The 1,575-nt window shown below is 58.0% G+C and carries 1 rRNA gene; it reads right to left on the bottom strand.

What is annotated here, in order from left to right:
* Positions 1-100: 100 nt before the first annotated feature.
* Positions 101-1,575, bottom strand: a 16S ribosomal RNA gene (locus ACERJA_RS20105).

Below are 1,575 nucleotides of genomic sequence, written 5' to 3'. Positions count from 1 at the left end.
AAGGTGCCCGATCGGCCCAGCGATGGGTCAATCGAACGTGGAGTGCGTGACGCAAAGCGCCACGCGGTGTGGGCTGGGGCAACGCCCCAGTCCCGGTCTGTGGAGGTGATCCAGCCGCAGATTCCCCTACGGCTACCTTGTTACGACTTAAGCCCCCTTGCGAAGCCCAGATTCGACCACCGTTGCGGTGGCCTCATCCGGACCTCACTCGGGTGCTTTGACGGGCGGTGTGTGCAAGGAGCAGGGACGTATTCACCGCGCCCTTCTGAGGCGCGATTACTACCGAATCCAGCTTCATGAGGGCGAGTTTCAGCCCTCAATCCGAACTACGACCACGTTTCGGAGATTAGCGTCCCCTCTCGGGGTTGCATCCCACTGTCGTGGCCATTGTAGCCCGCGTGTCGCCCAGCACATTCGGGGCATACTGACCTACCGTTGCCCGTTCCTTCCTCCAGTTTGGCACTGGCAGTCTACCTAATGTACCCAGCTACCACAAGGGTACTGCTGGCAATTAGGCATGCGGGTCTCGCTCGTTGCCTGACTTAACAGGACGCCTCACGGTACGAGCTGACGGCGGCCATGCACCTCCTCTCAATGGCTCAGGTAAGCTCATCACACTGACCGTCACTGCACATTGTCGATGCTGGTGAGATGTCCGGCGTTGAGTCCAATTAAACCGCAGGCTCCTCCGGTTGTAGTGCTCCCCCGCCAATTCCTTTAAGTTTCATCCTTGCGGACGTACTTCCCAGGCGGTCTGCTTCACGGCTTCCCTACGGCACAACACAAACTCGTAGTTTGTGTCACACCTAGCAGACATCGTTTACAGCTCGGACTACCCGGGTATCTAATCCGGTTCGTGACCCGAGCTTTCGTCCCTCACCGTCGGATCCGTCTTCCAGAGGCGCTTTCGCCACCGGTGGTCCGTCCAGGATTACGGGATTTCACTCCTACCCCAGACGTACCCCTCTGGTCTTCCAGTCCCAAGCCGTGCAGTTTCCACCGGACGCCTGTGTGTTAGGCACACAGATTTCCCGATAGACTTGCAAGGCCAGCTACGGACGCTTTAGGCCCAATAATAGCGGTCATCACTCGTGCTGCCGGTATTACCGCGGCGGCTGGCACCGGTCTTGCCCAGCACTTATTCTACCACCTCCTTACGGTGGTGAAAAGCGAGGACTATATGCCCTCGCACTCGGAGTCCCCTTATCGCACTGGCGTGCAGTGTAAAGGTTTCGCGCCTGCTGCGCCCCGTAGGGCCCGGTATCTTGTCTCAGATACCGTCTCCGGGCTCTTGCTCTCACAACCCGTACCGATTATTGGCACGGTGGGCCGTTACCCCACCGTCTACCTAATCGGCCGCAGCCACATCCTATGGCGCCGGAGCGTTTCGGATTCCCAGCAGTTCCAGCTTGGGAATCGTATTCCGGATTGGCCTCAGTTTCCCGAGGTTATCCGGATCCATAGGGTAGTTTGGCCACGTGTTACTGAGCTATCTGCTACGAGTCTAAACTCGTACAACTAGCATGGCTAAATCGGACTCCAATAGCAATGACCTCCTGGCAGGATCAACCGGAA

Source organism: Natronorubrum sp. A-ect3 (genome assembly GCF_041821125.1).
In the GTDB taxonomy this organism is placed as follows: Archaea; Halobacteriota; Halobacteria; order Halobacteriales; family Natrialbaceae; genus Natronorubrum; species Natronorubrum bangense.
The sequence above is the reverse complement of the archived record's forward strand: the minus strand, read 5'-3'. Positions and strand labels throughout refer to the sequence as shown.